Here is a 6,163-nt window from a genome sequence, read left to right as displayed (position 1 = left end):
CGCGATAGCGGTGTATCAGGCGATATACATTTTGAATGGCCTACCGCAATCGCGAGCAGGCTCACTCCTACATTGGAATAGGTGCACGTCAGTCCGGATAATCCCCCAACTCCGGCGCCAGCATCCGCGTCTTCAGCGCCCCGTTCGAATTGTGCTGAATGATCTCGCTCGGCTGCCCCAGCGCATTGAAAAACACCTGGCCGATCCCGGCTGAATTCCACAGCCGTTCACCCGCTTCGGCATGTTCCGGGGTGTACGGCACGATGCGCATGCGTCGGCGTTTGGTGAACCAGTTCAACGGCGAGCGCGGCGAATAGAGCCAGCGGTTGAGGCGGTCGAACCATTCCAGCAGGGTTTTCGGGAACTCGTTCTTGATCCCGCTGCTGGTGATCTGCCAGATCCGTGGCCCGGCCTTGCGGTGTCGGATAAGCACTTCGTAGACGAAGGAATAATGCACATCGCCGGACAGCACCACGTAGTTTCCGGGTGTGCGGGTGTGTCGGAAAATGTTCAGGATAACCTGCGCCGCACCGCGATGAGCCATCCAGTTTTCGGCGTCGACCAGCAGTGGATAACCGCACCAGCTGAAAACCTTCTGAACGGTTTCAATCAGCTTCACGCCGAAGATCGGCGCCGGTGAAACGATGATCGCTGACGGATGATCAAGCAGCTCCTGCTGCAGTTCGCTCAGCGCTTCCCAGTCCAGTAAACCGGAGGGTTGCTTGAGTGCCATCTCGCTGCGCCAGCGCCGGGTGCGGGTGTCGAGCACCACCAGCGCCGGGCTGCTCGGCAGCACGAAATGCCAATGCTGAAAGCGCAGCAAGTCATCGATCAGCGCGTCCTGCACCGGGCTGTCGAGATATTGATCGTCACCACTGGCGCTCAGGCGGCGAGTGTTCTCCAGCACATCCTTGAACGCGTCCGGATTATTGCCCCAGCCCTGACACAACATGTACGCGATCAAGGCGTTGCCGATGATGCGTTTGGAGAACGGATGACCGTAGGCGGTTTCCTCCCATTGCGCGGAAAGGTTCCAGTCATCGGTGATGTCGTGGTCATCGAAAATCATCAGGCTCGGCAGGTGCGCCAGCGCCCGGGCAACGTTGGCCAACCCGGCCTTGAAACCATCGATTCGGGTCTGCTCCAGGGTGTAGCGCTTCAAGCGTTCAGGCGTCAGCGCTGGAGCAGCAGGATTGATCAACCCCCAGGCAATCGGCGACCACACCAGCAAATACATCGCCATCACTTCGGCGAAGGTCACCAGGTGATTGTCAGCACTGCTGCTGGTGAAGATCGGCTTACGCGCACCGCCGAAAAATCGCTCGCGCAAGGTCTCGTTGCTCTCCAGCGCGGGTAACAAATCCGCACGGTGGTAGTAGCTGGCCGGGTGTTCGTAGAGTCTGGCGCTGTCGCTGACCACCGCGCCTTCGAGGTGTTCGTCGAACAGACCGAGGCGCTCGATCAACGCATGAATCGCCCGCAGCATCGGGCCGGCAACATCGTCGGCGTAGATCTGGTCGCCGCTCATCATCAGCAGCGCTGGGCGTTGTTGCGGATCGGTTTCGCCGGACAGCAGTTGATCGACGCACAGCAGACCGTCTGCCGCCGGATGATGTGGTTTGCGGCAGGAGCCATGCAGCAACTGATCAATCCGTGAGCGCACGACGAGGTTTGGACAGCGGGCATTGCCGTACAGCAGGTGCGGCGCCCATTCGGCGATGGGCGTCTGGCCGTCGATCAGCAGGTCATAGTCGATGCGCGTGTCACAGGGCAGGGCGCTGTCGAGCACAACGTCAATCAAATGAACGAACGCATGACGGCCTACAGGAATGACCGTGCACTTCCCGGCATCGAGAGGGATGTCTCCTACGCCTTGCAGGCGCAACGTCAGCGACAGTTGACGCGTACCGACCAACCACAGCACCACGCGCGTGGTTTCCAGCCGGCGCAGCAGTGGGCCGGCCAAGACGGGAGGCAGCGGATTCAGGTCAGCAGATATCGGGGACATTCGGGGGCAAAGCTCAAGGCGCACAGGCTGGCGATGATAGCGCAGCCGGCGCCTTGAACCCTTAAACGAGGCTTAAGAACCGACCTTCTGCAATTTCAGATTCAGCAGTCGCCATTCGGCGGACGCGGGTTGCTCCTGCACCGAACAGTCGAAGCGATAAGTGACGTCATCACCGTTCATGTTGCGCGCGGTGACCTTGTTGCTGAGGGTGTAGACCTGATCTTTGAAGCGCTTGGTGACAATGGCAGAACTGTCGGCGAAGCGCTCCGACGCGGGGAAGCGCAGTGTGCTGGTGACCACCGTGCCGCACATGACATACGCGAGCATCGATTTATCGCTGTCTGCATTTTGCCCAAGCTTGTCGCGCAGCGCGGTGAGCGCTTTACGGCCCTGCGCGTCGCTCTGATCCAGGACGGTTTTTTCCGATATCGATTTCGGCGCCCGGCTGGCGTAATTCGGCAGCAGTGCGGAATCCGGCGGAGAAGGTTGGTTATCCGGCTCGATCGCGGCAAAGCCCGGCGCGTTCTCCAGCACCGCGGACGTCGAATCCGACTCGGCTTCGGGCAACAGACTGGTGGTCACATCACTCTGTGTGATCACGTCTTCAATTGGCGCTTTTGCGGATTTATGCGCCGACGGGAATATCGACAGCAAGATCGACAGCACCACCATGCCGACGATAAAACCGCCCGCCGCGCCAACGATGTTGCCGTAAAACAGATTCCAGCTGCCGCGGTTTTTCACCACCCAGCGCCACATCAAACCCCAGGCGGCGATAAATGCCAGAAAACTCAGAAACTCCATTCGATCCTTTCCTTAACCCTTCAATAGCCTGCAAAACAGCACCCACTGGCGGTGAGTGCTGAAGATGGACGGCAAGATATCAAAATAGAGGTCTGACGCCACGAAGACATTCACATGCCGAGATTGGGCGGATTGATCTGAACAAAAAACATGATCGCCGTTATGCCGGCCACAACGCCGCAAAGGCCGGCCAGTAGCTGACGCGCGACAGGGTGTTCGACCTGCGAGCGACGGGCCACCAGCATCCATACGCCGGTCAGCGCCGCGGCAGTCGCCAGCATTTCCAGAAGCGATCCCATGACCCCCGGGACCGGTGGCCGGCTAGAGCCGAACAGACCGACACAAAGCTGCGAAACCACCAGGCCGACAATCATGCCGCTGGCCGCACCCAACACATTGGCGAGTAGCAGATTCCACGCACCACGCTGCCTGACGACCCAGACCCACATGCCTATCCAGGCGATAAAGAAAAACACAACATCCATCGTATCCATCCTTCGCAACCAGTCGCGGTACAAACGCTCGGCACCTTGCCGACAGTGGACGGCACGATAGCAAAATAGTAGCGTCGCGCCACTTTCTTGATTCCTGTAATGGACTACTCATGCCAAAAGCCGCTTCTGTTCTGCGCTTGCTCTGTGCAATCACCTGCGCCGCTGTCATTACCCCGGCATTCGCCGAGTGGAAGGAGCCCCCGGAAAGCAGCTGGCAGTATTACCTCGCCAACTGCCAGCGAATGCAGGAGAAAATCGCCGACGTCCAGAGCGGTCGCGTACCCAGCGCCTATGAGGTGATCGGCGATCTGGAGAACAGCCTGCGGAGCATGAACCAGCGCCGCTCGAACCTGACGCCCCAATACCTCAGCTCCCGCGAATTCGCGCAATGCGAAAACGTCGCCGCCCAGGCCGAGGCAACCATTGCGCAAGGCAAGGCCGAGTTTGCCGCCAGAATGAACCAGGCCGCCGAACAAGGCCGCATCGCCCACCAGAACTCCCCCAAATACAAACGCGCCCGTTCACTCGGCTACAGCGACGTCGGCGACATCTCCTTCCTGAAACTGCACGAAGACATGGACGGCGAAGCTCGCCTGAAAACCATGCTGATCACCGTCGACGAAGTCTGCGGCCAATACTTCCGCGCCACGCAATATGTGAAGCCGTATGTGATTTATACCGTTCGCCCATCGGATGGCGGTTGTGGCGAGGAAAAACGCGTGGCGATCGTCGGTGGCCGGTCGGTGGAGAAGGGCGATTACATCGATGAGCGGGGCGAGTTTCAGTATGTGGGCTGGAAGAAGATTGTGGGGGCGGATGGATTTCCCACGGATATTCGGGTGTTGAAGGCTCGACGCTGAAAGGTCAGCGCGTGAAGCAACTGATCAGAGAATGTCTTTCAGATAACCCTTGAGCGCGAGGAGCGGTTGATCAAGCTGCTCCAGCGACTGCGCCTGCCTGAAATCGGCTGACAGCTTGTGCAGCTCCCGCCCCAACGGTTTCTCGACACCGCCCAACGCATCCATCGCCAAGCCCAGGCACTCGTTCATCTTGAACTGGATGGTCTCGACATCACCCCGGCGCACCAGCAATTCGAACACGTCTTTCTGATAGTCACCCATAACCATGTCATCCCGCAGAATCGGGCTCAGGCCTTCCTCCTCGTAAGCGAGTTTGAGAGAGAACAGGGCGACGGTTTCCAGTGACGTTTCCATGGTTGGCCTTGGAGGTTCTTGAGCTTGAGTCTTGAAATTCGGTACGACCAGCGATAGTCGCAACGGGGCGGAAGACCGGCTGCGGGCGTGCGTGATTATACTGAGTGGACGCATCAGGTGCAGTCCCTAGGCAAAACAGGTTGCACGGACAGCGCCGAGACATTCAATGACCTAAGCAACAGAACGAGTTTCTCAGGATGGCCAGCGAGTATGAGCTGCCAGACAAACTCAACGATAGTTCAGGCATATGAGCGGAGCGACGATCATGGAATACGACGAAAAGTTGATTGAAGAGGCTGTGCTTGCCCTGTTGGCCGCTTTCAGTTCCGACGACGGCAATGCATGGAAAGGCTTCGATTTTGAAGTCATGAACCGATTGCATGAACAGGGTCTCATCAGTAATCCGGTAAACAGGAACAAATCGATCTGGTTGACGGAGGAGGGCCAGGAACGAGGTCGTCAGATAGCTGAGCGTTTGTTTGGGGGAGTTGTTCAAGCCCCGCGTGCGCCTGATCCAGATATCTGAGTTCCTGTCTCGGCTCGTCGTTTGAACTGCGCCGCGCCAGTGGAACGCAAATGGAGGGGTTTTCCCGTTGGAGCATTTTCTGAATGAACCACAACTGACAAACGTTAGAGCTGCACTGTCCGAACCGTTCAACCATTTTCCCACTGATTACGATTACATCGCATGCCAGCTAAAAGGCGTCGATCCAGCGGTGCTCTACGAGATTTTTTATTCAGAAGTAGCGCCGGTGTGCTTTATGAACATTGCAGCGGTCTTGCCGACTGTCTGGACAGGTTTTGACCCTGATTGGCTCAGGGGCGAGATAGAGGAAAGGCTTGTGGCGCGGCAGCGTAATTGGTTTCGCAGGTTGTTCGACAAGTTGCTGATTCGTTGGTTGAAATACAACTACGACCATATGTGGCAAGAAATCGCCAGCAGGCTTTGAGCTTGTGGCAAGCGTCTGAAGTTCTTCGCTTTTAGCGATCAATACTTCGCCAAGTTTATCGCGCAACCGGTCTCATCGCGGGTGAGCAGGTGGCCATTGAGTGGAGAGGGGGCACTTTCCGACAGACGAAAAAAAAGGCCTTGCTAAGCAAGACCTTTCTTAATTTTGGTGCCCCGAGGGAGACTCGAACTCCCTCAAAAACATCATAAGACCCAGCAATGCCGCGAGTTTAAAGGCTTTCAGTGGCTTTGGGTAGAAATTTTGGGTAGAATTTTGGGTAGAAATGACTAGCGAAGGCTTTTGCTATGACCGATTTTTTAGTCCTGAAATCCGGCACCTACTACGTCCGTCTGGACGTTCCAGAAGACGCACGGGAAGCCTTTTCCGGGCGTAAGGTTTTGACTAAAAGCCTCAAAACTGGCAATCGTTCGGAAGCCCATATTTTCAAACTACGATGGTTGCAGCAGTGGAAAACCGAAATCGAAAAAGCCCGTAGGGGTGAAATCGGCAATTTCCGTGATGATGTTCTTCAAATAGTTGAAAAGCATCAAAGGGCCATAAACCAAGGCGGTTACAGGAGCTGAGTGCAACACGGTTATTGAATTGAAGCTGGAGCATCATGCCGCATAGCCATAGCTTCCTGCATCACCTCGTCCATAACCTCGATCGGACACTTGAAGTCGAAGCGCTTAC

At 56.8% G+C, this 6,163-nt stretch carries 8 protein-coding genes; 4 read left to right on the top strand and 4 right to left on the bottom strand.

Translation table 11 applies throughout. The features are described from left to right. Nucleotides 1-88: 88 nt before the first annotated feature. From QMX91_RS28240 to QMX91_RS28230, 3 genes are all read right to left on the bottom strand, one after another. Complete coding sequence (locus QMX91_RS28240) at nucleotides 89-2,008, bottom strand: alkaline phosphatase D family protein (protein WP_282413712.1); 1,920 nt, start codon at nucleotides 2,006-2,008, stop codon at nucleotides 89-91. 72 nt (nucleotides 2,009-2,080) lie between these two features. Then, complete coding sequence (locus QMX91_RS28235) at nucleotides 2,081-2,812, bottom strand: hypothetical protein (RefSeq protein ID WP_282413711.1); 732 nt, start codon at nucleotides 2,810-2,812, stop codon at nucleotides 2,081-2,083. Between the two features lie 110 nt (nucleotides 2,813-2,922). Beyond that, nucleotides 2,923-3,297, bottom strand: coding sequence for a hypothetical protein (locus tag QMX91_RS28230; protein WP_049827877.1), 375 nt, complete (start codon nucleotides 3,295-3,297; stop codon nucleotides 2,923-2,925). A gap of 119 nt (nucleotides 3,298-3,416) precedes the next feature. On the opposite strand from QMX91_RS28230, the gene QMX91_RS28225 reads away from it, so the two are divergent. Further along, the gene (locus QMX91_RS28225; protein ID WP_282413710.1) at nucleotides 3,417-4,166 is read left to right on the top strand and encodes a hypothetical protein; all 750 of its coding nucleotides are present in this window, start codon (nucleotides 3,417-3,419) and stop codon (nucleotides 4,164-4,166) included. A 24-nt stretch (nucleotides 4,167-4,190) separates the two neighbouring features. Here the strand turns inward: QMX91_RS28225 and QMX91_RS28220 are convergent, their stop codons facing one another. Then, nucleotides 4,191-4,520 (bottom strand): hypothetical protein, encoded by a 330-nt coding sequence (locus tag QMX91_RS28220; protein ID WP_103369541.1) that lies wholly within the window; start codon nucleotides 4,518-4,520, stop codon nucleotides 4,191-4,193. A 265-nt stretch (nucleotides 4,521-4,785) separates the two neighbouring features. On the opposite strand from QMX91_RS28220, the gene QMX91_RS28215 reads away from it, so the two are divergent. The 3 genes from QMX91_RS28215 (at nucleotide 4,786) to QMX91_RS28205 (ending at nucleotide 6,054) form a co-directional block, all read left to right on the top strand. Beyond that, nucleotides 4,786-5,046: a DUF6429 family protein gene (locus tag QMX91_RS28215; RefSeq protein ID WP_027612145.1), complete on the top strand. Its 261-nt coding sequence runs from the start codon at nucleotides 4,786-4,788 to the stop codon at nucleotides 5,044-5,046. Between the two features lie 67 nt (nucleotides 5,047-5,113). Beyond that, nucleotides 5,114-5,470, top strand: a complete 357-nt coding sequence (locus tag QMX91_RS28210; protein WP_027612144.1) for a hypothetical protein — start codon at nucleotides 5,114-5,116, stop codon at nucleotides 5,468-5,470. A gap of 305 nt (nucleotides 5,471-5,775) precedes the next feature. Next, on the top strand, nucleotides 5,776-6,054 hold the full coding sequence (locus QMX91_RS28205; protein ID WP_282413709.1) for a DUF6538 domain-containing protein: 279 nt from the start codon (nucleotides 5,776-5,778) through the stop codon (nucleotides 6,052-6,054). Nucleotides 6,055-6,163: the final 109 nt, after the last annotated feature.

Origin of the sequence: Pseudomonas sp. PS01299 (assembly GCF_029960145.1) — a bacterium.
In the GTDB taxonomy this organism is placed as follows: Bacteria; Pseudomonadota; Gammaproteobacteria; order Pseudomonadales; family Pseudomonadaceae; genus Aquipseudomonas; species Aquipseudomonas putida_A.
This window is presented reverse-complemented; position numbering and strand designations above follow the sequence as displayed.

Coding starts and splice junctions, on each gene's coding strand:
- QMX91_RS28225 (WP_282413710.1), top strand. CDS start 3,417: ATGCCAAAAGCCGCTTCTGTTCTGCGCTTGCTCTGTGCAATCACCTGC.
- QMX91_RS28235 (WP_282413711.1), bottom strand. CDS start 2,812: ATGGAGTTTCTGAGTTTTCTGGCATTTATCGCCGCCTGGGGTTTGATG.
- QMX91_RS28215 (WP_027612145.1), top strand. CDS start 4,786: ATGGAATACGACGAAAAGTTGATTGAAGAGGCTGTGCTTGCCCTGTTG.
- QMX91_RS28205 (WP_282413709.1), top strand. CDS start 5,776: ATGACCGATTTTTTAGTCCTGAAATCCGGCACCTACTACGTCCGTCTG.
- QMX91_RS28240 (WP_282413712.1), bottom strand. CDS start 2,008: ATGTCCCCGATATCTGCTGACCTGAATCCGCTGCCTCCCGTCTTGGCC.
- QMX91_RS28220 (WP_103369541.1), bottom strand. CDS start 4,520: ATGGAAACGTCACTGGAAACCGTCGCCCTGTTCTCTCTCAAACTCGCT.
- QMX91_RS28230 (WP_049827877.1), bottom strand. CDS start 3,297: ATGGATGTTGTGTTTTTCTTTATCGCCTGGATAGGCATGTGGGTCTGG.